The sequence below is a fragment of the Sphingopyxis sp. 22461 genome, assembly GCF_052044915.1.
Classification (GTDB): domain Bacteria; phylum Pseudomonadota; class Alphaproteobacteria; order Sphingomonadales; family Sphingomonadaceae; genus Sphingopyxis.
The window spans coordinates 216,433-241,868 of the sequence record NZ_JBQENY010000002.1 but is presented as its reverse complement, the minus strand read 5'-3'; the positions used below and the strand labels follow the sequence as shown (position 1 = coordinate 241,868).

Below are 25,436 nucleotides of genomic sequence, written 5' to 3'. Positions count from 1 at the left end.
CGGACAGGAGAAAGCCCATGAACGACCGCATCCTCTGGGGACAAATCACCGTCATCTTCCTGATCGTCCTTGGCGCGGTATGGACCGCGACGCAGTGGACGGCATGGGAGCTTGGCTATCAGGCGGCGCTCGGCGATCCCTGGTTCCGCCTATCGGGCTATCCCGTCTATCCCCCGCCGGCCTTCTTCTGGTGGTGGTTCGCCTTCGATGCCTATGCGCCGCCGGTCTTCTATCGCGGCGCGGCGATCGCCGCCTCGGGAGGCTTCCTGTCAATCATCGTCGCGATCTTCATGTCGATCTGTCGCGCCCGCGAGCGGCGCCGCGCCGAGACTTACGGCTCGGCGCGCTGGGCGAGCGAACGCGAGGTTCGCGCCGCCGGCATGCTCGGCGAGGACGGGGTGATCATCGGGCGGCTTGGCAAACGCTATCTGCGCCACGATGGCGCCGAGCATCTGCTCTGTTTCGCGCCGACGCGGTCGGGGAAGGGCGTCGGCCTCGTCATCCCCACGTTGCTGACCTGGCCCGGCAGCTGCATCGTCCATGACATCAAGGGCGAGAATTGGGAGCTTACCGCGGGCTTCCGCGCGAAGCGCGGCCGCGTGCTGCTCTTCGATCCGACCAACAAGGCGTCGGCCGCCTATAATCCGCTCTTCGAGGTCCGCCGCGGCGAGTGGGAGGTGCGCGACGTGCAGAATGTCGCCGACGTACTCGTCGACCCCGAGGGCAGCCTCGAGAAAAGAAACCATTGGGAGAAGACGAGCCACGCGCTCCTCGTCGGTGCGATCCTCCATGTCCTTTATGCCGAGGAGGACAAGACGCTCGCGGGCGTCGCCGCCTTCCTGTCGGACCCGCGCCGCCCGATCGAGACGACGCTGCGGCGCATGAAGACGACGAAGCATCTCGGCACATCGGTCCACCCGGTGGTCGCTGCAGCGGCGCAGGAACTTCTCAACAAGAGCGAGAATGAGCGGTCGGGCGTGCTCTCGACCGCCATGTCCTTTCTCGGCCTCTACCGCGACCCGGTCATCGCCGCCGTCACCGGATCGTCCGAATGGCGGATCGCCGACCTCATGGAGGATGATGTCCCGGTCTCGCTCTATCTTGTCGTACCGCCGGGCGATATCAGCCGAACCAAGCCGCTGATCCGCCTCATTCTCAACCAGATCGGGCGGCGCCTTACCGAGGAACTCAACCCCGCGGCGCGGCCGCGCCGGCTGTTGCTGATGCTCGACGAATTCCCAGCGCTCGGGCGGCTCGACTTTTTCGAAAGCGCGCTCGCTTTCATGGCAGGGTACGGCATCAAGGCTTTCCTGATTGCCCAATCGCTCAACCAGATCGAGAAGGCCTATGGCCAGAACAACGCGATCCTCGACAATTGTCATGTGCGCGTCAGTTTCGCGACGAACGACGAGCGAACCGCCAAGCGCATATCCGACGCACTCGGAACCGCCACCGAACAGCGTGCGATGAAGAATTATGCCGGCCACCGGCTCTCGCCATGGCTCGGTCATCTGATGGTATCGCGTACCGAGACGGCCCGCGCCTTGCTCACGCCCGGCGAGGTGATGCAGCTCCCGCCCGACGACGAGATCGTGATGGTCGCGGGTCTTGCGCCGATCCGGGCGAGGAAGGCGCGATATTTTCTCGACGCCCGGTTCCGTGCCCGGGTCGTCGCGCCGCCCGATCGGCAGGCCGGACTGATGAAGCCCAACGACTGGGCGCGGAGGGAAGGGGCTGCGCCTGCTCCCGTCCGCCTCGCATTGCCCGCGCCTGAAGCCAAGGAGCAGAATGACGGCGAGAGCGACGCTGCGAATAGCGGGATCCGGCAGGAACCCGAGCTTCCCGCGCATGAGAATGTAGCGCCGCCAAGCCGCCCCGTGCAGGGCGAGTTCGACTATGCCGACGACGACGCACAGGGCGACGCGGCCCGCGCCCGGGCGGCTGCGGATCGCCGCCTGTCGCGCGCGGCGCGCAATGCCTCGCTCGATCCCGGTGACGGGATCGACCTGTGAGCCGCGCCCATATCAAGCAGACGTTCCGCCTCGACGCTGGCCTCGTGCGAAGCGTGGAAGATCGAGCCCGGCAGCGCGGCACCACCAAGACCGAGGTCGTCGAGGCGGCGCTCACCACCATGTTGCTGCCACAGGATCAGGACCGGGCCGAAGCTCTGCTGATCCGGCGCCTCGACCGCCTGGTCCGGCTCCTCGAACGGCTCGAATGGCATACCGACCTCACCAACGAGACGCTGGCGCTCTTTGTGCGGCATTGGCTGACCAGTACGACACCGATACCCGACGCCGCGCTCGCTGCTGCGCAGGCGACCGGCAAACGGCGATGGGAGGGATTTGTCGATGCGCTCGCCAAGCGGATGGACGGCGGTGCCAAGCTGGCGGCAGAGTTGAGCCGCGGCGAAGCTCAATCGGACCCGGCGAGGAAATAGGCGCGGAGGCGGTGGGACACGTCGGGGTTGAGCTCGACGAAGACGCGGCGACCATCATAGAGATCCGGTTTGCGCCGGATGAGGTTAGCGTCGCAGAGCTTCTGACAGAGCCGAATGGCGCTGCTCATGGGAATGCTGGGTGTAACGCATAGCGAGGTCACCGAGATCGGCTTTCGCTCGCATTCGTGGATGAAGAGATCGATCAGCATCTCCCACGCCGGATCCCCGAAGAGCTCGGGCGCGCCGAGCAATTGTTGGCGGAGCAGCCGTCGCCGCATCGTCGCCCGTGCGTTGGCGAGCGCCAGGTCCTCGTCGTCCGAGGTCTGCTGGCTGCCAGGGCTTCGGAGGGCGAAAGGTGCCGCCGCCTCGCGAGTGGCCGTCGGATCGCGACTGATGAGGTGATGTGCGTAGGCGGCGGTGACGATGATATGGTCGAGCACCTCGATCCCCAGCGATCTGCCAATCTGGTCAAGGCGCCTCGTCACTTCGATATCTTCCGCGCTTGGGCTCGGATCGCCGCTCGGGTGATTGTGGACGAGAATGATGGCGGCAGAGTTCACCTCGAGGGCACGCCGAAAGATGGTTCTCGGGTAGAGGCTGATCTGGGAAATCGTCCCGCGCTGCATCTCTTCGTCGGTGATCAGACGGTGCGAAGAATCCAGAAACAGGATGCGGAAGCGCTCGTCCGCAAGGCTGCCCATCGACAAGATCAGATACTGTCTGACCTCAGCTGCGAACGGATCGATGCGAATTCCGCGGATGTCGGAACTCGCCGCCGCGATTGCGGCGTCGCGGGCGTGCAGGATGAGGGATGCCACGGGAGAATTGCTGCCGACGATTCTCGCTATGGCCTCGGGCTCTTGCGCCCACAGGCGGCCGAGCGACTGGAATTCGTCTAGGAGGGCTTTGGCGAGTGCTGCCCCTTGTCCCGGGGCTGCGATTTCCACGAGATGTGCCAGGACGGATCGCTGCCGCACTGCTTCAGGCGACGCTGGTGATGCCAGGTTGCAAGGATTAGCAGGGGTGGCACCAGCCAGGACGATGCAACCTGCATCGTCAGATATACGACAGGACTGATGGAAAGGTCCACGGCTCGGCTCAGGTGGGCGAGCAGGGGCAAAGCGTGAAGGATCGCCGCGGGAATGGTCCAGAAGCGGTATGCGACCATCGCCAGGGCAAGCGTCGCTAGGGCTCCAAATGCGTCTTGCGCGAGATAACCAAAATCGAGCACATGATAGGAGACCAGCCCGGAAGCGACCAACAAGCGATCCCAGATCACGATGGTAACGGCTATCGCGACCATCGCCCGCTCCGGGCCGCCCCCCTTCCACGCCGCATAGACGAGAGCGATCAGCAACATCGTGGCGAAAATGGCTATGCGCATTCTAGTGACTTTTCATGCGGATCGCTCTCGGTCAATTCGCTTCACGCAGCCGAAGAAAGCGGAACGACCTTCGTGCCGGCAACGGATGGGCATTCGCGCAGATCGTACCCGGCCGTTTCCTTGCCGATCTCGGCCAGCTCATTGTGCGCGCGAAGAATGCTGCCGCTGACCTTGACGAGCGACATCTGCGCCTCGACCAAGCGTATGATCGTTCCTTGGCCCGTTTTCGCCGGTGCGCCGATCGCGCGCCGGGCCATAACGACGCTGGTGGTGAGCGAAGCCACGGCAATCAGCGCGTCGTCGATACTTCCCTCGGCATTTGGGACGTCGCGATGCAGCCGGGCTGCCATTGCGGCAATATTCTCAGACATAGGTTCTCCTTCGCCGAAGCCGCAAAGCCTCAGCCAATTGGACCGATTTGAAGAGAGGTCAGTTCTGGATCAGCTGGTTCAGCGCTTGGGCAACGCCGAGACCACCCAGGACAATCCAGACCGCAGCGGCAAGTCCGGCGAGATAGATCCAAAGCCGGTTTGCCGAATTATGATCGCGCTTGAAAAGACCTCTGAACGGCGGGCGAATTCCCGATGACCCGCCCCGCAACGCCGAACTGTCGTGCAGTTCCATGAGGTTGGGCGAGCCGCCGTCCGGAAACTCGGATCGCACCAATGCCGGCGTCGCCGGAACCTCCACCGCGTCGTATGTCACTCGGTCGTATTTCTCCTTCATCTGACGGTAGATGAAGGCGGACTCGTTCCGGTCCTGCGCGCCAAGTGTGTCGCGCGCCAGATTCAACCGCTGATCGACGGTGTGCTTCGAAATATCGAGAAGCCGGGCGATCTCTTTCGAGGTCTTGTGCTCGATGAGCAGGTCAAGGCACGCGCGCTGCTTCTCTGTCAGGCGGTTCCATCGAGCTTCGTCGTCAAGTGGGTGCGACCCCGAATCATTCATGTTTACATGATTGTCGAAATAGCGCCGCGCGCAAGCATCATCGGAGTGAGTCGCGGTAAGATAGCTGCAGACCGAGCCGGCTGCATAGGCAATGGCTAGTCATTCTTTCCGATGGTTTGACGCGCGAAAATCCCTGTTGAAGCCGGGACTTTTCTGCGTCTCTTACTCGTCCCCGTCGAGCCGGGCGCCGTTGCCCGGACCAATGAACGGGGACTCCGATGGGCGCAGCATCGACCGGCAATGAGCCGCAGGCACGCGGCGCGCGCATGCTCCGGACCGCGCTTGGCGGCGCCATCGCCGAATGGCTTGCCGACCCCTCGGTCATCGAGATCATGCTCAACCCCGATGGCCGTCTTTGGGTCGACCGGTTGGGCATCGGCATCGCCGACAGCGGAATCCTTCTTGCCGCCGCCGATGGCGAACGCATCATTCGCCTCGTCGCGCACCATGTTGGCGCCGCGGTCCACGCTGGCTCGCCGCGCGTCTCTGCCGAACTCCCGGAGACCGGCGAGCGCTTCGAAGGGCTGTTGCCGCCGGTGGTGGCAGCGCCGACCTTCGCCATCCGGAAGCCCGCCGTCGCGGTGTTCACCCTTCACGATTATGCCACCGCCGGTATCATGTCGGACCTCTCGGCCGAGATCCTCCGCTGCGCAGTGTCCGAGCGGAAAAATATTCTGGTGGCCGGCGGTACCGGTACCGGAAAAACTACGCTTACCAACGCATTGCTCGCGGAAGTTGCGAAGACGTCGGATCGTATCGTTCTGATCGAAGATACGCGCGAGCTTCAATGCGCCGCGCCCAATCTCGTCGCGATGCGAACGAAGGACGGCGTGGCGACGCTCGCGGACCTCGTGCGCTCTTCGCTCCGTCTACGGCCTGATCGCATCCCGATCGGCGAAGTCCGGGGAGCGGAGGCGCTTGAGCTTCTGAAGGCGTGGGGCACCGGTCACCCCGGCGGTATCGGCACGATCCATGCGGGGACCGCACTCGGCTCGCTGCGCCGGATGGAGCAACTCATTCAGGAGGCCGTGGTGACGGTCCCGCGCGCGCTGCTCGCCGAGACGATCGACCTTGTCGCCGTGCTGGTACGCGACGGCACCGGGCGCCGCCTTTCCGAACTTGCCCGTGTCGATGGCCTCGACCCTGCGACCGGCCAGTTCTGCATCACCCCGCTCATCCCCGAAGGAGAAATATGATGACCCATGCCTTCCGGCATGGCGCCCGTCGCGCCATGCTCTGCTCTACCGCGCTGTTCGTCGCGCTGGTTGTTTCCGCCCCGGCGCATGCCGGCGGTTCGTCGATGCCGTGGGAAGCGCCGCTGCAATCGATCCTCGAGAGCATCGAGGGGCCGGTCGCCAAGATCGTTGCGGTGATGATCATCATCGTGACGGGCCTCAGCCTCGCATTCGGCGACACGTCGGGCGGGTTCCGCCGCCTCGTCCAGATCGTGTTCGGTCTGTCGATCGCATTCGCGGCGTCGAGCTTCTTCCTGTCCTTCTTTTCCTTCGGCGGCGGAGCGCTGATCTGATGGAGGAAGTTCCGGGCTTCTTCGCCCCGGTTCACCGGGCGCTCGCCGAGCCGATCTTGCTCGGCGGCGCGCCGCGGTCGCTCGCGATCGTCAACGGCACGCTTGCCGGGGCGATCGGACTCGGACTTCGCCTTTGGATCGCAGGCATCGCCATCTGGGCGATCGGCCATGCGCTCTCGGTCTGGGCGGCGCGCCGCGATCCCCTCTTCGTCGACGTCGCAAGGCGTCACCTCAAATATCCTGTCTGGATGCGGCCATGATGAACCTTGCCGAATATCGCTCGAATTCCGCCTGCCTTGCCGATTTTCTCCCATGGGTCGCGCTGGTGGGCGAGGGCGTGGTGCTGAACAAGGATGGATCGCTGCAGCGCACCGCGCGCTTCCGCGGTCCCGATCTCGACAGCGCCACGCCCGCCGAACTCGTCGCCGTGACCTCGCGGCTCAACAATGCGCTGCGGCGCCTCGGCTCGGGCTGGGCGGTGTTCGTCGAGGCGCAGCGCCTGCCCGCGAGCGACTATCCGCAATCGGAGTTTCCCGATCCGGCGTCCACGCTTGTCGACATGGAGCGGCAGGAGCAGTTCCGGGAGGAAGGGGCGCATTTCGAGAGCCGCTATTTCCTGACTCTTTTGTGGATGCCGCCGGCGGAGGATGCCTCGCGCGCGGAAGGGTGGCTTTATGAGGGCATGGCGCGTTCGGGCGTCGCTCCGCGCGAGCATGTCGTGAGCTTCGTCGACCGGACGAACCGCGTCCTCCATCTCGTCGAGGGCTTCATGCCCGAGGCCGAGTGGCTGGATGACGGCGAGACGCTGACCTATCTCCACTCGACCGTCTCGACCAAGCGCCAGCGCGTTCGCGTGCCCGAGACGCCCGTCTATCTCGATGCGCTGCTGACCGATCAGGCGCTCGTCGGCGGGCTCGAGCCACGGCTCGGCACGTCGCACCTGCGGACGCTGACGATTACCGGCTTCCCGTCGGCGACTTGGCCGGGGCTGCTCGACGAACTCAACCGGCTCGCCTTCGCCTACCGCTGGTCGACGCGCGCGATCATGCTCGACAAGACCGATGCGACCAAGCTGCTGACGAAGATCCGGCGGCAATGGTTCGCGAAGCGCAAGTCGATCGCGGCGATCCTGAAGGAGGTGATGACCAACGAGCAGTCGGTGCTCATGGACAGCGACGCCTCGAACAAGGCGGCCGACGCCGATGTGGCGCTGCAGGAACTCGGCGCCGATCATGCGGGCATCGCTTATGTGACTGCTACTGTGACCGTGTGGGACGTCGATCCGGCGCTCGCGGCCGAGAAGCTTCGTCTCGTCGAGAAGGTCATCCAGGGCCGCGACTTCACCTGCACGATCGAGGGCATGAACGCGATCGAGGCCTGGCTCGGTGGGCTGCCCGGCCATGTCTATGCCAATGTCCGCCAGCCTCCTGTTTCGACGCTCAATCTCGCCCACATGATACCCCTATCCGCCGTGTGGGCGGGGGCGGAACGGGACGAGCATTTCGGTGATGCCCCCTTGCTGTATGGCAAGACCGAAGGCTCGACCCCGTTCCGCCTTTCCCTCCATGTCGGCGATGTCGGCCACTGCCTCGTCGTTGGCCCGACCGGTGCCGGCAAGTCGGTGCTGCTCGCCACCATGGCAATGCAGTTCCGCCGCTATCCGCGGGCGCAGATATTCGCCTTCGACTTTGGCGGCTCGATCCGCGCTGCTGCGCTCGCGATGGGCGGCGACTGGCAGGATCTCGGCGGTGCGCTGCACGACGCAGAAGGCGGGGTGGCGCTGCAGCCGCTCGCGCGGATCGACGAAGCGGCTGAGCGGAACTGGGCGGCGGAATGGCTCGCCGCGATGCTCGCGGGCGAGGGCGTGGAGATCGATCCCGCGGCGAAGGAGCACCTCTGGACGGCGCTGACGTCACTCTCAACCGCGCCGGTCGGGGAGCGGACGCTCACCGGTCTGGCCGTGCTGCTCCAGTCGATCGAACTCAAGCAGGCATTGGCGCCCTATCTCGTCGGCGGTCCTTGGGGCCGGCTGCTCGATGCCGAAGAGGAAAGGCTCGGCGACGCGTTCGTGCAGGTCTTCGAGACCGAGGGACTCGTCGGCGCCTCGTCAGCGGGCGCTGTGCTCTCCTATCTCTTCCACCGCATCTCAGGGCGTCTCGACGGGTCCCCGACGCTGATCATCATCGACGAAGGCTGGCTCATTCTCGACAGCCCGGCCTTCGCCGCGCAGCTCCGCGAATGGCTCAAGACGCTGCGCAAGAAAAACGCCAGCGTCGTCTTCGCGACGCAGAGCCTCGCCGACATCGAGACGTCGAGCATCGCGCCTGCGATCATCGAGAGCTGTCCCACCCGCATCTTCTTGCCGAACGAGCGTGCGCTCGAGCCGCAGATCGCCCGCATCTACGAACGGTTCGGGCTCAACGATCGGCAGATCGAGATATTGAGCCGGGCGACGCCGAAGCGCGATTATTATTGCCAGTCGCGCCGCGGCAACCGCCTCTTCGACCTGGGCCTCGGCGACATTGCACTCGCCTTCACGGCCGCCTCCTCGAAGACCGACCAGACCCGCATCGGCGAGCTCTTCGCCGCGCACGGCCGCGGCGGGTTCGCGGCCGCCTGGCTCTCCCACCGCAAGCTCGAATGGGCGGCCGAGCTGCTTCCCCCCACCGTCGCCCCCAACCAGGAGTACCCCCGATGAAGAAGAATATCGTCCGCGTTCTGGCTGCGGCGCTGCTCGCGTCCGCCGCCGGTCCGATGATCGCGGCGCCGGCGAGCGCGCAGGCCGGCGGTATCGTCCACGATCCGCGCAACTATTCGCAGAATATCCTGACTGCCGCGCGCACGCTCGAGCAGATCAACAACCAGATCAAGCAGCTCCAGAACCAGGCGACCTCGCTGCTCAACGAGGCGCGGAACCTCCAGAGCCTGCCGACGTCGACGCTCGGCGAACTGCAGGCGCAGATCGATCAGACCAAGCAGCTGCTGAGCGAGGCCGAAGGCATTGCCTATGACGTCGCCGACATCCGCAAGGGCTTCGAGCAGCGCTACAAGGGCACCGCCTTTTCGGGCCCGACGTCGGCGCTCGTCGCCAACGCCGAAGCGCGCTGGAAGGACAGCGTCGGCGCCTTCGAGGACGCGATGAAGGTGCAGGCCGGCATCGTCTCGAACATGGGCGGGACGCGGACGTCGATCTCGACTGTCGTCGGCGCCAGCCAGTCGGCCACCGGCGCGCTGCAGGCCGCGCAGGCGGGCAATCAGCTGCTCGCGATCCAGTCGCAGCAGATCGCCGACCTTGCCGCCGTCATGACGGCGCAGGGGCGCGCCGAGATGCTCGATGCCGCGCGCGCGGCCGCTGCCGAAGCCGAAGGCCGCGAACGCTTCCGCCGCTTCCGCAAGGGCAATTGAGATGGGCCGGGCGGGCGGGCTGGTGATGGCGGCAATCGTCCTGGGTCTTGCGCTGACCCTTGCCCTCATCGCCGCGCTCGAACCGCCCGCGCCCCGTGCGTCCGCTCCCCAGATCTCCGGAGCGGACGCACCCCCCGACTATGGCGACACGCTGCGTCGCTGCCGAACCGCCGCCGAGACCGATCCCGAGTGCGAGGCGGCGTGGGAAGCGAGACGGCGCCATTTCTTTCGTTCTGGAAAGCCCGAGCAATGAACGACACCGGTGTTATCGACAATTTCCTGTCGGTCTTCTCGACCTATATCGACAGCGGCTTTGGGCTGCTCGGCGGCGAGGTCGGCTTCCTCTCCTCGACGCTGATCGTGATCGACGTGACGATAGCCGCGCTCTTCTGGGCGTGGGGTACTGACGAGGATGTGCTGCAGCGGCTCGTCAAGAAGACGCTCTATATCGGTGTCTTCGCCTTCATCATCGGCAACTTCCAGGCGCTGAGCGTCATCCTGCTTGAAAGCTTCGCGGGCCTCGGATTGAAGGCGAGCGGCGGGGCGATGGCGATCGGCGACTTCATGCGCCCGGGCATGATCGCTGCGACGGGGCTCGATGCCGCCGAACCCTTGCTCGATGCAACCGCCGATCTCGTCGGCCCGGTCGGGCTTTTCACCAACTTCGTCCAGATCCTGATCCTGCTGATCGCGTGGGTAATCGTGGTGCTCGCCTTCTTTATCCTTGCGGTGCAGGTGTTCGTCACGATCCTGGAATTCAAGCTCGTGACGCTCGCGGGCTTCGTCCTGCTGCCGTTCGCCTTCTTCAACCGCACGGCCTTCATGGCCGAGCGTGTGCTCGGCCATGTCATCTCGTCGGGTATCAAGCTGCTTGTTCTCGCGGTCATCACCGGCATCGGCGTCACCCTGTTCGAGCGCTTCATGGAGGCCGGACTCGGCACCGAACCCGACATTCGCGAGGTGATGGCGATCGCACTCGGCGCGCTGACGCTGCTCGGTCTCGGCATCTTCGGTCCGAGCGTCGCCAACGGCATCGTTGCCGGCGGACCGCAGCTCGGTGCAGGCGCCGCCGCCGGAACCACGCTCGCCGCCGGTGCGACGATCGCCGCCGGCGCCGCAGGGGCCACGCTTGCAACAGGTGCCGCCGCGTCGATGGCCGGGAAGGGAGCGGCGGGAGCTTCTCGGGCCGCCGGTGCGGCCTCGGCCTCCTATGCCCACGGCGCTGCCGGCAAGTCGGGGATGCGGGCCTTCGGTTCGGGCATGGCCAATGTCGCGCGCGACGCTGCGAGCAGCGCTGGCTCGCCGCTGCGGCAGGCGGCCACCAAGCTCCGCCAGAATTATGCCGAGGGGCAGGCCGGGAAAGCCGCGCCCGCAGCTGCCGGGGCGGAGACCTCCGGTCAGCCGGCCTGGGCGGCCGCGATGAAGCGGCGGCAGGCGATCACGTCGGGCGCCACGATCGGCGCACAGACCCTGAAGCAAGGCGACAGCCATGGCGCCGGTTCTGCCCCCGACATCAGCCAGAAGGATTGAGATCATGTTCAGACGACCCCAACAACATTATGGCAAGTCGCCCGAGCCGGTGACGCCCTACCAGCGTGCCGCCCAGATCTGGGACGACCGCATCGGCTCCGCGCGGATCCAGGCGAAGAACTGGCGGCTCGCCTTCTTCGGCTGCCTCGCGCTCTCGGGCGGGCTCGCCTCGGCGCTCGTCTGGCAGTCGCTGCGCGGCACGATCACCCCTTGGGTGGTCGAGGTCGACAAGCTCGGCGAGGCGAGGGCGGTCGCGCCGGCTGTCGCTGATTATGCGCCGACCGATCCGCAGGTCGCCTTCCACCTCGCGCGCTTTATCGAGCACATCCGCTCGATCCCCGCGGATCCCGTGGTGCTGCGCGCGAACTGGCTCAGCGCGTATGATTTCGCGGATACTTCGGGGGCGCAGGCGCTCAACGACTATGCGCGGCACAACGACCCGTTCGCCGAAGTCGGTAAGCGGCAGGTCGCAGTCGACGTATCGAGCGTGATCCGCGCGTCGAAGGACAGCTTCCGCATCGCCTGGACCGAGCGCCGTTATCAGGACGGCGGCCTTATCGAGACCTCGCGCTGGTCGGCGATCGTGACCGTCATGATCGTGCCGCCGCGCACCCCCGAAGCCTTGCAGAAAAATCCCCTCGGTCTCCGGGTGACCGCGATCAATCTTTCGAAGGAGCTCAATCAATGATGAGGATTTCCCTGCTTGCGAGTGCTGCCCTGCTCGCCATTCCGCTTCATGCCGCACCCGGCGATCCGCGCGCTCAGGTCGGCCGCGCCAATGATGCGGCGCGCGTGCAGCCCGAGCGCACGACCTTCCTCAATGCGATCCAGCAATATGCCTGGGCCGAAGGCGCGCTGTTCCAGATTTATACGGCGCCGGGACAGGTCACAGATATCGCCTTGCAGGAAGGCGAGGAATTGGTCGGACCCGGTCCGGTCGCCGCGGGCGATACGGTTCGGTGGATCATTGGCGACACGCTGAGCGGCGAGGGCGCGAAGCGGCGCGTTCATATCCTCGTGAAACCAACGCGGCCCGACATTGTTACAAATCTAATCATCAACACGAGCCGCCGAACTTACCACATTGAACTGCGCGCGACGCCTTCGACCTATATGGCCGCAGTCTCGTGGCGCTATCCGCAGGACGAGCTGATCGCGCTTCGCGCGGCCGAAGCCGAGCGTGTGAGGGCCGCGCCCGTCGCCAGCGGGATCAATCTGCCGTCGCTCAACTTCGCCTACCGGATCAGCGGCGACAAGGTGCCATGGCGCCCGGTGCGCGCGTTCGACGACGGCCGACAGCTCTTTGTCGAGTTCAGCCCTTCGATCGCGACCGGCGAGATGCCGCCGCTCTTTGCGGTCGGCGAGAAGGGCGTGGCCGAGCTTCTGAACTACCGTGTCGACGGCCGCTTCATGATCGTCGACCGGTTGTTCGATCGCGGCGAGCTTCGCCTGGGCGCCGGAAAGGCGGTGAAGAAGGTCCGTATCGTTCGCGATGCGTCGGCTGCGCGGGTACGCCCGTGAGCCGGCCCGAGGACGCCGAAGGCGAGGCTCCGACCGCTGAAATGGCACCTGACGCGGCAGCGGTAGCGCCTGCGAGCCCCGACGGCTTTCGTCTTGAGGGCGAACTGCCTCGCGTCATGCGCCTTTCGCGCAAGACGCTTGCGGTGCTCGGCGGCACCGCCGGGATCGCAATCGGCGGCGCGCTTCTCTGGGCGCTGCGCCCGGTCGATCCGAAGGCGGCACAGGAGCTCTACGAGGTTACGTCGCCGAACCGGTCCGAGGCCGTGACCGGGGCGCCCGCAGACTATGGCGCCGTCCCCAAGCTCGGGCCGCCGCTCCCCGGGGACCTGGGTCGGCCGATCGTGTCGGCTCAAAAGGCGGGCGAGCCTGTTCCCGTCCCGGCGATGGGGCCGCCAACCGCCGATCCGCGCCAAACCGCGCGGGAGCAGGCGAGGCAGCGCGCGCTGCAGGAGCGCGAGGTGGCCGAGGGAAGCCGCCTGTTTCTGGGCGGCGGCAGCGCGGCGGCCGCCGTGTCCGGAATTCTTGATGCCCAGCCGTCAGCCGCAGATCCGGCCAAGGAGGCGGGTACGCATACGGCGGCGCGCAAAGCCTTTCTCGCCCGCGGGCCGCAGCGCGCGTTCGAAAGCTCCGAGCGGGTCGTCGCGCCGAGTTCGGCGGCCGTGGTTCAGGCTGGCACGGTTATCCCCGCCGCTCTGATCACGGGAATCCGGTCCGACCTCCCCGGCCAGATTACCGCGCAGGTCACGCAGAATGTTTACGATAGCCCGACTGGGCGGCTGCTCCTCATTCCGCAAGGCGCCCGGCTTGTCGGCGAGTATGACAGCGACGTGGCGGCGGGCCAGCGCCGCGTCCTGCTTGCATGGGATCGTCTCATTCTTCCGGGCGGCGGGTCGATCCGGCTCGATCGCGAGCCGGCGGGCGACGCCTCGGGTATGGCCGGTGCCGAGGACCGGGTGAACAATCACTGGGGCCGGATGCTTCGGGCAGCGGTGGTGTCATCGTTCCTTGGGATCGGAACGGAACTTGCCGCGGACGGCGATGGTGACCTCGTCCGGGCCCTACGCTCGGGTTTGCAGGACAGCACGAACGAGGCCGGGCGTCGGCTCGTCGAACGCGAACTTTCCGTTCCGCCGACGCTCACAGTGCGGCCGGGTTTCTCCTTGCGAGTGATCGTGACCCGAGATCTTATTCTCGAGGAACAGCTGGCGAGTAGCCGGCGATGAGCAAGCTGCGCCTCGGTCCGGTCGTCGAGGAGCGGCCGGTCAAGCTGAGTGTCGAGCTGCCAGGATCCCTCATGCGCGATCTTGCGGACTATGCGGCCATCCACGCAAAACTGACCGGGTTGGCGACCCCGCTCGCGCCCGAAAAATTAATCGCGCCGATGGTGGAACGGTTCATCGGCAGTGATCGGGAATTCAGCAAGCAACGCCGGAGGAAAGCATGAGCGGCGGAACGGACCGACTCGTACGCCTCCCGACAGTTATTTCGCGAACGGGACTGTCGCGATCGACGATCTACGAAAAGATCGCTGAAGGGACTTTCCCGAAGCAAATCCGTCTGAGCAAAAGCTCGGTCGGCTGGCGTGAATCCCAGCTTGATCAATGGATTGAGGACCCACCTTCTTACCGAGCCGACATCTGAAAACAGGTTGCCCCGCGCCTTCTCACCCGCGTGGATAGTTGATTGGCCTGACGATAAGGCTCGGCCCTCGCCAAGCCGCACTCAAACAGCGTCGCGCGCGCGCGAGACAAGCGCTGCCCGCTGTCTCCATGCGGCGCATCATCCGGTTCGCGCGGTCGCCGCAACTCTCGAGTCTGCCCGAATGGTCGCCGCAACACTCCCCAGCAGAATTCAATCAGAGGCTCTCGCCGCCCACTCGTCGACGGGTGTTCCGGCCGGAGCAACGCTGTGACCGCTCGGGCCAACTCTCATCGGTTGCATTGATCAGACGAGCGAGTGTTCTCTCATTCGAAACGGGGGTTGATCGAGAAGAGATTTTCCACGAAAATGGATGCGCTTCTGAATACGGTCGTTCGAATCTTTTCGCCTAATGAACGAAAGTGTGGGGGAATTAAGCCCTCTTGACGACCTAACCTATTGTTAAATTAGACGCAAATTTTTGCGTTCGATACAAGCCCTGCCACCATTTTCCCAGATCGCATATCGAACCAGCGACTTTTCGCTGGCGCGCATCGGCGAGCGGTGCAGGCGGGCCGCGCATCTGATGGTGCCCGATGTGTTGTCGGAAATCTGGATGACGAAGCCGGAGCCAGCCCGTCGGGTAAGGGAGGCGATGGGCAGGCTTGCTCACCAATTCGCTATCGCGACTGCCGCGCGAACGGTGTGAGCCTACAGGATGTCGAACGCGTGCAGCACCAGCCAAAGCAGCGACGACACCGCAAGGACGCAAAGGAACCAGCCTTCTTTGCGCATAGTATTCTGTCCCCCCAGCCCAATGTTACAATTGCTACCCCTGCTCCGACAATTCAAGCGCGATCGCGTCCGGCCGTCCATCGACCTATCGGATTAAGCCATAGGGATTAGGTTGTTGCGCTTGACCAACGCGGGGAGGGGTGCTGCACTCGCCTGGGGGAACAGCGTGCGCATACTCATCGTCGAAGATAACGCCAGGATCGGCGCTTTGACCGCCGAAGGGCTTTCGGCGATGGGGTTTTGCTGCGACATCGCGCCGATACTGTCCGAAGCGTCCGAACTGATTGCCGCGACCAGCTATGATATTATCGTGCTCGACCTCGGCATGCCCGATGGCGACGGGCGCGCATGGCTGATGGTCGAGCGTGCGCACGGACTTGCGACGCCGGTGATCATGCTCACCGCGCGGTCGGCGTTGGGGGATCGCATCGACGGCCTCGATGCGGGCGCCGACGATTATCTGGTCAAGCCATTCGCGATCGAGGAGCTTGCCGCGCGCGTCCGCGCGCTGCTTCGCCGGCCGGGGGCTCGCTCGAGCCCGGTCCTCTCCGTGGGGCCGGTCGATTTCGACACCATCGCGCGCGTGGGTAGGTGCAAGGGCGAACCGCTCCACCTCAGCCAGCGCGAAGCGGCGCTGCTCGAATTGATGATGGTCAAGGCGGGCAGCGTCGTCAGCCGCGAACAGATCGAGGCGTCGCTCTATTCCTTCGACGAGCCGGTAACCCCGAACGCGATCGAAGTGCTGGTCTCGCGGGTGAGGAAAAAACTCGCGACGCTGGGTGTGCACGATCAGCTGGTGACGCTCCGCGGCGTCGGTTATCTGATGCTCGAGCCCGTCGATTGATGCAGCAGGGGCGCTCGATCATCGACGAACTGCGGACAGGCTTTGCCTGGATGGCGGCCGCGGGCAGTGTCGTGCTCGCTGTCTTTCTGGTCGTCGATTTCGAACTGGTCCGAAAGGATGTCCGCGAAAGCTACGGGCATATCGGCCTCGTCCATGAGGTGATCGATCATGTCATTTTCCCGATCATCGTCCTGCTTGCCCCGCTGGCGATCGCGACGCGGTGGCTGATCGCCCGCGCGCTCAAGCCGCTCCATGACGCCGCGGAATTCATTCACCAGGCAACGGGCCGCGAACGCGGTTTTCGCGTGACGCTCGCCGATTTCCCGACCGAAGCCATGCCCTTTGCCGAGGCCGTCAACGCCCTGTTGTCGCGGCTGGACGATGCGGCGCGGCGGCAAGAGGGATTTGCCGCCGATGTCGCGCACGAGCTCAAAACGCCGCTTGCGGTCGCCATGCTGGAACTGGGGCGGTTGAAGACCGCCGATACCGACCGCGTGAGCGCCGATCTCGCGGGGATGAACCGTCTGGTCGAGCAGTTGCTGGTGCTCGCCCAGCTCGACGCCTATGCGGCGGCGCCGCAGCCCTTCCGGCCGATCGATCTGGCGGATGCGGCGCTCGATGCGATCAAGCTTTGCGCGGTCGAAGCGGCGCAGAAGGGGGTCGCGCTCGCGTACCGCGACGAGGGCGGGCCACCGGTGATGGGCCGTATCGAAGCGGTGACCGCGGCGCTGCGCAATCTCGTCGAAAACGCCGTGCGGGTGACCGCCGCGGGCAAAGAGGTGGTTATCGTTCGCGGCCCGGGACCCAAAATTCGCGTCGTCGATGGCGGACCCGGGATCGAGCCCGCCCGGCTGCTTGCCCTGTCGGACCGTTTTCGGCGCGGCGAACATGCGAGTTTTGGCGGCGCCGGCCTTGGCCTGTCGATCGTCGCGCGCATTATGGAAGTGCATGGCGGAGCGATGAAAAGCCATTCGGGCGAACCATCGATCGAGCTGGATTTCGACAACATTGTAGCGACTTGATACAGATTTCGTGCCCGTCAGCTTTCTGTAAGCAAAATCCGCTACATCTCGAACTGAAGGATTCGGTAGGGCGGATCTTTCCGGCGGACTAGCTCAAGACAAAAGAGGGGAGCAGCTATCCGGCGTTCACAGCGGGTCGCAACCGTTGATGAACTTTGGGGGAAATATTTTGTCCGCTGTATCAAGGGCACTGGTCTGGGAACGGCAGCTACTTTGCCGAAGCGGTCTCGCTTCCATCATCCGGCGCGAATTCATTCATTGTGACGTTGCGACCGCGGGAGATGCCGAACAGGCTCTCGACTGGCTGGCCGCAACCGGCGCGCATGACATGCTGGTTCTCGATGGCGGGATCGACCTGAAGTCGGTGGTCCCCGGTGGTATTCGCGGATTGCGTCACCGCTTTCCGCAGCTTTCGCTGGTGGTCGTCGACTGGCGGCGCGATCGCGACGCGGTGCTCCGCGCCATCTCCGACGGCGCGCATGGTTTTATTCCGAAGGACATGGAGCAGGATGAAATGCTCCAGGCCTTCCGGCAAGTGATGGCCGGGCAGGTCTATGTTCCGCCGATCGTCAGCGACGTCGACGCCGAAGTACGGGCGACAGGCTCTTCTGGTTCGCACCAGGCCTCGCTATCCAGCCTCACCGAACGGCAGCGCGAAGTGCTGGCGCATATGTCGATGGGTAAATCGAACAAGGAAATCGCGCGCTCGCTGCGCATTTCCGAAAGCACGGTGAAGGTCCATGTGGCGGCGGCATTCCGCCTGCTCGGCGTGCATAATCGCGTTGGAGCGGTGGCCGCGCTGCAAAGCCGCGGAGACGCGTCCGCTTTTATCCGGGACCAGTTCCTCGGCCGCCGCGCGAACGACGATTTCAGCACGCGCGCTTTCGGTTAAATTTCATCGATAACAGAATATTTTTATCCCGCTTGTCCCGGGAAAAATATTTGTGTCCGTATATTGCCCAAAAGTACTAAATAGTCCTGCCATCAGGATAGTGAAGAAGACTCATAGAGTCCCATATCGGGCTAGTACGTAAAGTCCAATCGACTCCATATCCCGATTTTACTTAACCTGTTTTTAAGCCGTCGGGTGAGTCGATTCGATTCGCGACGTCGGTCTTGCTGGCGGGGGGCCGCACCAGCTTTCTGTTCAACCTTTCGTCCGCACGATTTTGCGGATGAGGCCGTGTGCGTCCGTCGCATGCGGCCGGACCGGAGACGCGACATGGTACAGCTTACGAAACACGACCTGAACTTCATCCTCGCCCAGATCAAGATCGCAGAGGCGCACGCAGCGGGGGGCGATCTCGCCGCGCTGGTCGCCGGCTATAACGGCAATGACGGGTTCGCGCAGGCGCATCTGCTGCCCTATGGCCTCAGGACCGTCGACGGCAGCTACAACAATCTGCTGCCGGGCCGCGAGAAATGGGGCGCGGCGGATCAGTCCTTCCCGGGGATCTTCACGCCCGAATATATGAACGACGCCGACGGTGATCGCTACGACTTCAATCCCGCGCCCAACGGACCCGGCGCGGATGGCATCATGGGTACGGCCGACGACACGGGCGTAAGCTGGTACACGAACAATAATTACGCCAACGCCGGCACCGGCAGCGGGTCGTCACCCGGCCCGGGCAGCGGCACAGTGATCGACGCCGATCCGCGCATCATCTCCAACCTGATCGTCGACCAGACGCTGAAGAATCCCGCCGCCATTGCCGCGGCGCTGACGCACGCCGGCCTGTCGGGCCAGCCGCTGATGACCGCGCTGACGCAGATCGTTGCGGCACGCGACGCACTCGACGCCGCCATCGCGGCGGCCGAAGCCGCCGAAGGGACGATCGCCGGCCTCGCTGCCGCCGTCGCGGCTGCCCAGCTCGCGCTGACCGGCGCAGAGGCGGCCGATGCCGCGGCTGCGGCGCAGGCGGCGACCGACCAGGCCGCCTTCGAAGCCGCCGGCGCCGAAGTCGCCCCGGCGATGGAGACGCGCGACGTGAGCCTCGCCGCCTATGTGGCGCTCCTTGCCGACACGACGGATAACAGCGAACAGGCCGCCGAGATCGCCGCGGCTCTGGAAGCATATGGCACGGCCGAGGCCGCGTACCAGCTGGCGCAGGACAATGCCGAGGCCGCGGAGGCGACCTCGACCGCCTCGGCCGCCGCCGCTGCTGCCGCTGCCGCCGCGCTTGTGGCGGCACAGGCCGCGCTGACCGGCGCCGAAACCGCGCTGGCAGAGGCGCAGGCGGTCGATGTCGTCGTCGCCGAAGCAAACACCGCGCTCGACGCGGCGCTCGCCGAACATGGGGTGGAGATGGACGGCAACACCGTCTTTCTGCCGAACGTTTCGCCCGACGAAGGACTGTCGTCGCCGTTCAACGGCTGGATGACGATCTTTGGACAATTCTTCGATCATGGCCTCGATCTGGTCGCGAAGGGCGGCAACGGCACGGTCTATGTGCCGTTGTCGCCCGATGATCCGCTCTATGTTCCGGGCGGCCAGAATTATATTCCGCTCACCCGTGTTACGGTGAATGCCGGCGCCGACGGCGTCCTCGGCACCGCCGACGACGGTCCGGGGCCGAAGAATCTGACCACGCCGTGGGTCGACCAGAACCAGACCTATGCCTCGTCCGCATCGAAGCAGGTCTTCATGCGCGAATATATCGCGGGTCCCGACGGCAAGCCGGTTTCGAGCGGCCTGCTGCTCGAGGGGAGCAACGGCGGCCTTGCGACCTGGGCCGATATCAAGGCGCAGGCGCGTGACGTGCTGGGGATCGAGCTTACCGACCTCAATGTCGGCAATATTCCGCTGATCGCGACCGATCCCTATGGGAATTTCATCCCCGGTGCGAACGGCTATCCGCAGCTCGTCGAAGGCATGGGCCCCGATGGTCAGCTCGGCACCGCGGACGATGTTCTGCGCGAGGGGAATCCCGCCGCGCCCGTCAGCGCGCAGGGCGTCGTGCTTACGGGCCATGCCTTCCTCGACGACATCGCGCATGCTGCCGCGCCGGTCGTGGTCGGCGGCGTGCTGCAGGCCGACACGGACTCGGCGCTCGGCTATGCCAATGCCGACGGTACGCCGGGCCCGCAGGGCCAGCGCGGCCCCGCGGCGTATGACAACGAGCTGCTCGACCGCCACTTCATCGCGGGTGACGGCCGCGCGAACGAGAATATCGCGCTGACCGCGGTGCACCAGGTGTTCCACGCCGAACATAACCGCATCGTCGAGCATACCAAGGATGTGACGCTCGCATCGATGGACCGCGCCTTCATCAACGAATGGCTGCTGACCGACCTGACCGATGCGCAGTTCGCGACGCTGACGAGCGGCAATCCGACGGCGATTGCGACGCTGTCGGAATCGCTGGTTTGGGACGGCGAGCGCCTGTTCCAGGTCGGCCGCTTCACCAACGAAATGGAATATCAGCATCTGGTGTTCGAGGAATTCGGCCGCATGATGCAGCCGGACATCGATGCTTTCGTGTTCGAGCCTTCGGCCGACATCAATCCCAGCATCGCCGCCGAATTCGCGCATGTCGTCTACCGCTTCGGCCATTCGATGCTGCGGCAGGACATCGCGGTCATCGAAATGGATGAGAACGGCAATCCGGTGCAGAACGACATCTCGTTGTTCGACGGCTTCCTGAACCCGGTCATGTACGACTCGCTCGGCACCGCCGAGCAGGCGTCGGGCGCGATCATCCGCGGCATGAGCCGCCAGACGGGCAGCGAGATCGACGAATTCGTCACCGACGTGCTGCGCAACCAGCTGCTCGGCATTCCGCTCGATCTCGCGACGATCAACCTCGCGCGCGGCCGCGACGTCGGCATGCCCTCGCTCCAGACCGCGCGCGAGCGCTTCTTCGACGCGACCGGCGACACGTTGCTGAAGCCCTATGAAAGCTGGGCCGATTTCGCGCTCAACCTCAAGAACCCGGCGTCGATCATCAACTTCATCGCGGCCTATGGCACGCATGACACGTTGATCAACACGCAGGCGAATCCGAAGACGGTCGAACAACTTCGCGAAGCGGCGACTTTGCTCGTGCTTGGCGGCGCCGGCGCACCCGCGGACCGGCTCGACTTCCTCAATGCCGAGGGCGCCTATGCCAATGACGCGAAGCTCGGCGGGCTCAACGACATCGATTTCTGGATCGGCGGCCTCGCCGAAAAGAAGATGGCGTTCGGCGGGATGCTCGGCTCGACCTTCAGCTTTGTGTTCCAGATGACGATGGAAAATCTGCAGGACGCCGACCGCTTCTATTATCTGTCGCGCACGCAGGGCCTCAATCTGCTCAATGAGCTGGAGAATAATACGTTCGCCGAACTGGTGATGCGCAACACCGATCTGGGCGACGATCATTCGACCGCGCTGCCGGGTAATCTTTTTTCCGCATTCGAAATGCCGACGCTGGAAATGGATATCAGCAAGCAATTGGGCGCCGATCCGGTGTCGGACGATCCCTTCCTCGGCGGCTTCTCCAACCTCGTCGAGCGCATCGACGCGAACAATGACGGCATCGCCGAATATATCCGCGTCAACAGCAACGAGCATTTCACCATCGGCGGCACCGAGAACAATGACACGATCGTGTCGGGCGGCGGCGACGATGCGATCTGGGGCAAAGGGGGCAACGACCGGATCGAGGCCGGTTACGGCGTCGACAAGGTGTTCGGCGGCGAGGGCGACGACATCATCACCAACGCCGGCACCGACATCGGCGAGGCCGACTTTCTCCACGGAAATGAAGGTAACGACGTCATCCATGGCGGTTCGGGCCTGTCGCTGCTGTTCGGCAACCAGGGCAATGACTTCATCATCACCGGCCCCGACGGCAAGGAAGCGTTCGGCGGCACCGGCGACGACTTCATCCTCGGCGGTTCGGGCGGCGACTTCCTGCTCGGTAATGAAGGCAATGACTGGCTGGAAGGCGGGCAGCGCTTCGATACGCTGGCGGGCGAGAATTCGGAGCTGTTCTTCAACTCCTCGATCATCGGCCACGACGTGATGAACGGCGGCAGCGGCGATACCGACTATGATGCCGAATCCGGCGACGACATCATGTTTCAGAATAATGAGGGCATCCAGCGCTCGAACGGGCAGGCCGGCTTCGACTGGGGTATCCACAAGGGCGACTCCACCGCGGCCAATTCGGACCTCGGCATCCCGATCTTCGAGACGCAGGAGGCGTTTATCCTGCGCGACCGCTTCGACCTGGTCGAAGGGCTGTCGGGCTGGAATCTCGACGACACGCTGACAGGACGCAGCCGCAGCACCAATGCGCGTGGCGAGCTGCAGAATACCGCAGCGATCCCGGGTCCGGACTCGCCGCTCGACTCCTACTCGAACGACCTGCTGGCGAAGAACGTCGATCTGATCGACGGACTCGACGTGCTGGTCGCGCATCTTGGCGCCGGCATCCCGGTGACCAAGGTGGTGGGCGGCCAGACCATCCCCGTGCTCGACGAGAATGGCGTGCAGGAACGCGTGATCTTCAGCACGTCGGAGGCCGGAGATATCCTGCTCGGCGGCGGCGGCAACGACGTCATCACGGGCCTCGCCGGCAACGACATCATCGATGGCGACCGCTGGCTCAACGTCCGCATCCTCGTCACCCCCAAGCCGGGCGACAGCTGGGCGGCGTTCAGCGTCGACAGCATGACCGAAATCGCCCCGCGCATGGTCACCGGCGAGATCAACCCCGCCCAGCTGTCGATCGTCCGCGAGATCCTCGACGGCGATGCGGCAAACGCGAGCACCGACATCGCGGTCTACACCGATGTCGTGGAAAATTACACGTTCACCCGCAATGCCGACGGCAGCATCACGGTCGATCACACCGGCTTTACCGATCCGGGCGACGGCGAGGATGGGAATGGCGAGGACATCCCCGAAGAGACGCTCCAGAACCGGCCCCTGTCGGATGGCACCGACCGGCTGTTCAACATCGAGAAGCTGCGCTTCTCCGACGGGAATGGCGGCACGGTAGAATATACGATCAGCCAGTTGATCAACGAACCCGCCACCGGCGCACCCGTGATCAGCGACTTGACCCCGACCGAGGGGCAGGCGCTGACCGTCGATACCAGCGGCATCGCCGATGCCAACGGCATCGCCAGCGGCTTTTCCTATCAATGGCAGGTGTCGGAAGATGGCGGCACGTCCTGGTCCAATCTCCAACTCAACGCCAATGGCGCTTCGTTCACACCGAACGAGGGAGTCCTGGGTGTCGGCAGCCAGGTCGGGGATATCCTCCGGGTGGCGGTCAGCTTCACCGACGGCGGCGGCAATGCGGAGACCGTCTACTCGGTGGCGACCGGCGTGGTGGGTGACGACTGGAACGGCCTGCCGCTCGTAAACAACGTTTTTAATGGTACGGCTGGCGACGACATTGCGGACGGCGCGAATGCCGTCGCCATCCTCGGCGGTGGCAACGACACGTTGAATGGCAACGGCGGGAATGATGTGCTTAACGGCGCTGGCGGTGCCGACACCCTGAACGGAGGTTCTGGCAACGATCGCCTCGATGGCGGCACGAGCACCCCGTTTTTGAGTCCCACCCAGCACAACGATGTCGCGGTGTGGGCTGGCGGCGTGGGCAGCTTTGCCTTGGGGTCGAGCGGCACCAATCTGGTCGTCACGGACCTGACTGGCGCCGAGGGCACCGATACGCTTAGCACGATCGAAACGCTTCGCTTTGCGGGTGTGTCCTACACGGTGGTGGCAGGCACGACCGGCAACAACGCCAATCTGAATGGCGCAAATGGCGCCGCCGGATCGCAGGCGGTGTTCGGCCATGCCGGCAACGACTCGCTCAACGGCGGTGCGGCCAACGACCTGTTGATCGGTGGACAGGGCGACGACACGGTTCGGGGCGATGCCGGGAACGACATCATCTACTGGACGGCGGGCGACGGCCGCGACGTCATCAACGGCGACACGGCGGCGGCGAATATTGCCGGGACGACGGACACGGTGAAGATCGTCGGCGACAGCTCGGCCGAAACCTATCGCATCTACTCGCGAGCGGCAGCGCTGGCGGCCGGCATCACTGGCCTCAACGCGAACACCGAGATCGTGATTACCCGCAATGGCACCAACAACGCCGCGATCATCGCCGAACTCGATAATATCGAGGAGATTGTGATCAACGGCATGGGCGGCGGCGACACCTTCACGCCGATCGGCACCTTTGTGGGCACCAGCCTGCTGACCAGCACGATCACCATCGAGGGCAGCGAGGGCGACGACACCGTCGATATCACGGCTCTCCAGTCGGCGCATCGCATCGTGTTCCGCTCGAACGGCGGCAACGATGTGATCATCGGCGAAATGCGCGCGCAGGACCGCTTCGAACTCGCCGATGGCAAGACCATCGCCGATTATACGGCGACCGATAACGAGGATGGCAGCACGACGCTGGCGACCGAAGGGCATAGCGTGACCTTCTTTGGCACCACCGCCAACGCACAGAATGCCGGGACATCGCATGACGACGACGATGGTGACGACCATGAGGACGATCATGGGCACGATGACGACGATCATGACGACGATGACGATGCCGTCGTGGTCCCGCCGTCCGACGACGATAGGCTGACCGGCGGGGCTTCCGATGATGTTCTGAAGGGTGGATCGCGCGACGACGTCATCCGCGGCCGCGGCGGCGACGACGTCATCGGCGGCGGCTCGGGCGACGATCGTCTCGACGGTGGTGGCGGCGACGACGATCTGGCCGGCGGGTCGGGAGACGATGTGCTGCTCGGCGATGCCGGCGACGATAGGCTCGCGGGCGGATCGGGTGACGACCGGCTCGACGGCGGCGACGGCGATGACGTCATGGCTGGCGGCAGCGGCGACGACATATTCGTCTTTGGCGAAGGCGACGACCGGGTCACCGACTTCCAGCTCGGTGAAGACATCGTCGACCTCAGCGGGCTTGGCATCACGGCGCAGAGCTTCGCCTCGCGCGTCGTCATCAGCCAGTCGGGGAACGACACGCTTGTCCGCATCGACGGGAATGAGCTGCGTCTCGACGGTGTCTCCGCCGCCAACATGCAGACCGCCTCGTTCGCATTTGCTTCGGCGGGGCAGAATTCGGCGACAAATGGCACGCCGCCGGCCGAGAGCGAGGCGACGGCAAACGATCCGTCACCGCAGCCCGTCGATCAGGGCGGAACAGGCGCGCCCGATCCCTCGACGTTGAGCCATGATCGCTGGAGCGACGGGTTCGACAGTAGCCTGGGACCCTGGTGGCTGAAGTCGCGGTTCGAAGCGAACGGACACCACGAGCAGGCCCATTATGAATGGAGCCTCCTCTAAAATCCCGCGCCCCCGGGAGGTCCGGGCCGGCCCCCGCCGGTCCGGACTCGACCGAACA

General features: G+C 64.8%; 22 protein-coding genes. 18 read left to right on the top strand and 4 right to left on the bottom strand.

Going from position 1 to position 25,436, the window contains the following annotated elements; genetic code table 11:
- Positions 1 to 17: 17 nt before the first annotated feature.
- On the top strand, positions 18 to 2,012 hold the full coding sequence (locus ACTJI5_RS03635) for a conjugal transfer protein TraG (RefSeq protein WP_440859439.1): 1,995 nt from the start codon (positions 18 to 20) through the stop codon (positions 2,010 to 2,012).
- Entirely contained in the window at positions 2,009 to 2,440 is a 432-nt protein-coding gene (locus ACTJI5_RS03630; protein WP_440859438.1) for a CopG family transcriptional regulator, read from the top strand. The genes ACTJI5_RS03635 and ACTJI5_RS03630 overlap by 4 nt, the downstream gene beginning before the upstream one ends.
- Here ACTJI5_RS03630 and ACTJI5_RS03625 read toward each other — a convergent pair.
- The 4 genes from ACTJI5_RS03625 to ACTJI5_RS03610 form a co-directional block, all read right to left on the bottom strand.
- Positions 2,416 to 3,387 carry a JAB domain-containing protein gene (locus ACTJI5_RS03625; RefSeq protein ID WP_440859437.1) on the bottom strand — a complete coding sequence of 324 codons (972 nt, stop codon included), beginning with the start codon at positions 3,385 to 3,387 and terminating at the stop codon, positions 2,416 to 2,418. The two genes, ACTJI5_RS03630 and ACTJI5_RS03625, sit on opposite strands and share 25 nt — an antisense overlap.
- Entirely contained in the window at positions 3,336 to 3,824 is a 489-nt protein-coding gene (locus tag ACTJI5_RS03620) for a hypothetical protein (RefSeq protein ID WP_440859436.1), read from the bottom strand. Before ACTJI5_RS03620 ends, ACTJI5_RS03625 begins: the two co-directional genes overlap by 52 nt.
- A gap of 41 nt (positions 3,825 to 3,865) precedes the next feature.
- On the bottom strand, positions 3,866 to 4,174 hold the full coding sequence (locus ACTJI5_RS03615; protein WP_440859435.1) for a hypothetical protein: 309 nt from the start codon (positions 4,172 to 4,174) through the stop codon (positions 3,866 to 3,868).
- Positions 4,175 to 4,253: 79 nt separating this feature from the next.
- Positions 4,254 to 4,772, bottom strand: coding sequence for a helix-turn-helix transcriptional regulator (locus ACTJI5_RS03610; protein WP_077029198.1), 519 nt, complete (start codon positions 4,770 to 4,772; stop codon positions 4,254 to 4,256).
- A 218-nt stretch (positions 4,773 to 4,990) separates the two neighbouring features.
- Here ACTJI5_RS03610 and trbB point away from each other — a divergent pair, with 218 nt between their 5' ends.
- From trbB to ACTJI5_RS03530, 16 genes are all read left to right on the top strand, one after another.
- The gene (gene trbB, locus ACTJI5_RS03605; RefSeq protein ID WP_056350352.1) at positions 4,991 to 5,968 is read left to right on the top strand and encodes a P-type conjugative transfer ATPase TrbB; all 978 of its coding nucleotides are present in this window, start codon (positions 4,991 to 4,993) and stop codon (positions 5,966 to 5,968) included.
- Positions 5,968 to 6,300, top strand: coding sequence for a TrbC/VirB2 family protein (locus ACTJI5_RS03600; RefSeq protein WP_440859434.1), 333 nt, complete (start codon positions 5,968 to 5,970; stop codon positions 6,298 to 6,300). Before trbB ends, ACTJI5_RS03600 begins: the two co-directional genes overlap by 1 nt.
- Positions 6,300 to 6,560: a VirB3 family type IV secretion system protein gene (locus tag ACTJI5_RS03595; RefSeq protein WP_054727787.1), complete on the top strand. Its 261-nt coding sequence runs from the start codon at positions 6,300 to 6,302 to the stop codon at positions 6,558 to 6,560. The genes ACTJI5_RS03600 and ACTJI5_RS03595 overlap by 1 nt, the downstream gene beginning before the upstream one ends.
- Positions 6,557 to 8,998, top strand: a complete 2,442-nt coding sequence (trbE, locus tag ACTJI5_RS03590) for a conjugal transfer protein TrbE (protein ID WP_440859433.1) — start codon at positions 6,557 to 6,559, stop codon at positions 8,996 to 8,998. The genes ACTJI5_RS03595 and trbE overlap by 4 nt, the downstream gene beginning before the upstream one ends.
- On the top strand, positions 8,995 to 9,705 hold the full coding sequence (trbJ, locus tag ACTJI5_RS03585; RefSeq protein WP_440859432.1) for a P-type conjugative transfer protein TrbJ: 711 nt from the start codon (positions 8,995 to 8,997) through the stop codon (positions 9,703 to 9,705). The genes trbE and trbJ overlap by 4 nt, the downstream gene beginning before the upstream one ends.
- Positions 9,706 to 9,730: 25 nt before the next feature.
- A complete protein-coding gene (gene trbK-alt / locus ACTJI5_RS03580; protein ID WP_440859431.1) occupies positions 9,731 to 9,958 on the top strand; it encodes a putative entry exclusion protein TrbK-alt in 228 nt (75 codons plus the stop codon).
- Positions 9,955 to 11,235, top strand: coding sequence for a P-type conjugative transfer protein TrbL (gene trbL, locus ACTJI5_RS03575; RefSeq protein ID WP_440859430.1), 1,281 nt, complete (start codon positions 9,955 to 9,957; stop codon positions 11,233 to 11,235). Before trbK-alt ends, trbL begins: the two co-directional genes overlap by 4 nt.
- 4 nt (positions 11,236 to 11,239) lie before the next feature.
- A complete protein-coding gene (gene trbF / locus ACTJI5_RS03570) occupies positions 11,240 to 11,923 on the top strand; it encodes a conjugal transfer protein TrbF (RefSeq protein WP_440859429.1) in 684 nt (227 codons plus the stop codon).
- Positions 11,920 to 12,756 (top strand): P-type conjugative transfer protein TrbG, encoded by an 837-nt coding sequence (gene trbG / locus ACTJI5_RS03565; RefSeq protein ID WP_440859428.1) that lies wholly within the window; start codon positions 11,920 to 11,922, stop codon positions 12,754 to 12,756. Before trbF ends, trbG begins: the two co-directional genes overlap by 4 nt.
- A 41-nt stretch (positions 12,757 to 12,797) precedes the next feature.
- Positions 12,798 to 13,979 carry a TrbI/VirB10 family protein gene (locus tag ACTJI5_RS03560; protein ID WP_440859556.1) on the top strand — a complete coding sequence of 394 codons (1,182 nt, stop codon included), beginning with the start codon at positions 12,798 to 12,800 and terminating at the stop codon, positions 13,977 to 13,979.
- Positions 13,976 to 14,200 (top strand): DUF2274 domain-containing protein, encoded by a 225-nt coding sequence (locus tag ACTJI5_RS03555; RefSeq protein WP_310254545.1) that lies wholly within the window; start codon positions 13,976 to 13,978, stop codon positions 14,198 to 14,200. The genes ACTJI5_RS03560 and ACTJI5_RS03555 overlap by 4 nt, the downstream gene beginning before the upstream one ends.
- Positions 14,197 to 14,397, top strand: a complete 201-nt coding sequence (locus tag ACTJI5_RS03550; protein ID WP_077029207.1) for a helix-turn-helix transcriptional regulator — start codon at positions 14,197 to 14,199, stop codon at positions 14,395 to 14,397. Before ACTJI5_RS03555 ends, ACTJI5_RS03550 begins: the two co-directional genes overlap by 4 nt.
- Positions 14,398 to 15,355: 958 nt before the next feature.
- On the top strand, positions 15,356 to 16,033 hold the full coding sequence (locus tag ACTJI5_RS03545; protein ID WP_058536225.1) for a response regulator: 678 nt from the start codon (positions 15,356 to 15,358) through the stop codon (positions 16,031 to 16,033).
- The gene (locus tag ACTJI5_RS03540; RefSeq protein WP_440859427.1) at positions 16,033 to 17,055 is read left to right on the top strand and encodes a sensor histidine kinase; all 1,023 of its coding nucleotides are present in this window, start codon (positions 16,033 to 16,035) and stop codon (positions 17,053 to 17,055) included. The genes ACTJI5_RS03545 and ACTJI5_RS03540 overlap by 1 nt, the downstream gene beginning before the upstream one ends.
- 148 nt (positions 17,056 to 17,203) lie before the next feature.
- On the top strand, positions 17,204 to 17,947 hold the full coding sequence (locus ACTJI5_RS03535) for a LuxR C-terminal-related transcriptional regulator (protein ID WP_082639303.1): 744 nt from the start codon (positions 17,204 to 17,206) through the stop codon (positions 17,945 to 17,947).
- A 330-nt stretch (positions 17,948 to 18,277) separates the two neighbouring features.
- Positions 18,278 to 25,378: a peroxidase family protein gene (locus ACTJI5_RS03530; RefSeq protein ID WP_440859426.1), complete on the top strand. Its 7,101-nt coding sequence runs from the start codon at positions 18,278 to 18,280 to the stop codon at positions 25,376 to 25,378.
- The last annotated feature ends 58 nt before the right edge of the window (positions 25,379 to 25,436 follow it).

Bases quoted from the DNA above. Each gene is read 5' to 3' on its own strand.
- ACTJI5_RS03635 (WP_440859439.1), top strand. From the start codon at position 18: ATGAACGACCGCATCCTCTGGGGACAAATCACCGTCATCTTCCTGATC.
- ACTJI5_RS03620 (WP_440859436.1), bottom strand. From the start codon at position 3,824: ATGCGCATAGCCATTTTCGCCACGATGTTGCTGATCGCTCTCGTCTAT.
- ACTJI5_RS03615 (WP_440859435.1), bottom strand. From the start codon at position 4,174: ATGGCAGCCCGGCTGCATCGCGACGTCCCAAATGCCGAGGGAAGTATC.
- ACTJI5_RS03610 (WP_077029198.1), bottom strand. From the start codon at position 4,772: ATGAATGATTCGGGGTCGCACCCACTTGACGACGAAGCTCGATGGAAC.
- trbB (WP_056350352.1), top strand. From the start codon at position 4,991: ATGGGCGCAGCATCGACCGGCAATGAGCCGCAGGCACGCGGCGCGCGC.
- ACTJI5_RS03600 (WP_440859434.1), top strand. From the start codon at position 5,968: ATGACCCATGCCTTCCGGCATGGCGCCCGTCGCGCCATGCTCTGCTCT.
- ACTJI5_RS03595 (WP_054727787.1), top strand. From the start codon at position 6,300: ATGGAGGAAGTTCCGGGCTTCTTCGCCCCGGTTCACCGGGCGCTCGCC.
- trbE (WP_440859433.1), top strand. From the start codon at position 6,557: ATGATGAACCTTGCCGAATATCGCTCGAATTCCGCCTGCCTTGCCGAT.
- trbJ (WP_440859432.1), top strand. From the start codon at position 8,995: ATGAAGAAGAATATCGTCCGCGTTCTGGCTGCGGCGCTGCTCGCGTCC.
- trbK-alt (WP_440859431.1), top strand. From the start codon at position 9,731: ATGGCGGCAATCGTCCTGGGTCTTGCGCTGACCCTTGCCCTCATCGCC.
- trbL (WP_440859430.1), top strand. From the start codon at position 9,955: ATGAACGACACCGGTGTTATCGACAATTTCCTGTCGGTCTTCTCGACC.
- trbF (WP_440859429.1), top strand. From the start codon at position 11,240: ATGTTCAGACGACCCCAACAACATTATGGCAAGTCGCCCGAGCCGGTG.
- trbG (WP_440859428.1), top strand. From the start codon at position 11,920: ATGATGAGGATTTCCCTGCTTGCGAGTGCTGCCCTGCTCGCCATTCCG.
- ACTJI5_RS03560 (WP_440859556.1), top strand. From the start codon at position 12,798: ATGGCACCTGACGCGGCAGCGGTAGCGCCTGCGAGCCCCGACGGCTTT.
- ACTJI5_RS03555 (WP_310254545.1), top strand. From the start codon at position 13,976: ATGAGCAAGCTGCGCCTCGGTCCGGTCGTCGAGGAGCGGCCGGTCAAG.
- ACTJI5_RS03550 (WP_077029207.1), top strand. From the start codon at position 14,197: ATGAGCGGCGGAACGGACCGACTCGTACGCCTCCCGACAGTTATTTCG.
- ACTJI5_RS03540 (WP_440859427.1), top strand. From the start codon at position 16,033: ATGCAGCAGGGGCGCTCGATCATCGACGAACTGCGGACAGGCTTTGCC.
- ACTJI5_RS03535 (WP_082639303.1), top strand. From the start codon at position 17,204: ATGAACTTTGGGGGAAATATTTTGTCCGCTGTATCAAGGGCACTGGTC.
- ACTJI5_RS03530 (WP_440859426.1), top strand. From the start codon at position 18,278: ATGGTACAGCTTACGAAACACGACCTGAACTTCATCCTCGCCCAGATC.